We start from the raw sequence: 272 nt of genomic DNA, 5'->3' as shown, positions 1-272 counted from the left end.
AGCCCTGCTCGGTGTTCTCGTACTCGCCGATGAGCTGCGCCCGCGCGATCGCGTGGAAGCGCAGATTGAACCCGACAAAGGCCGGCGAGGCGTCCGCGTCGGGACCCAGCTTCTCCTGGTCCACCGCGTACACCGTGAACACATAACGGTGCGGGCCGTCACCGGGCGGCGGGGCGGCGCCGCCGAAGTCCCGCGTCCCGTAGTCGTTGCGCGCGTGCACGGCGCCCTCGGGCAGGCCCTCGAACTTGCCGCTCGCCGCACCCGCGGGCAGC

At 72.4% G+C, this 272-nt stretch carries 1 pseudogene (running past one end of the window); it reads right to left on the bottom strand.

The features are described from left to right. Window positions 1–272: pseudogene (locus CCN72_RS36565) on the bottom strand (YbhB/YbcL family Raf kinase inhibitor-like protein) (its annotated part continues 150 nt past the right edge of the window); the annotation flags it as partial.

It is taken from the genome of Streptomyces murinus (assembly GCF_002154555.1).
GTDB classification, from domain to species: domain Bacteria; phylum Actinomycetota; class Actinomycetes; order Streptomycetales; family Streptomycetaceae; genus Streptomyces; species Streptomyces murinus.
Note: the sequence above shows the minus strand (reverse complement) of the source record. Positions and strands in the feature narration are given on the sequence as shown.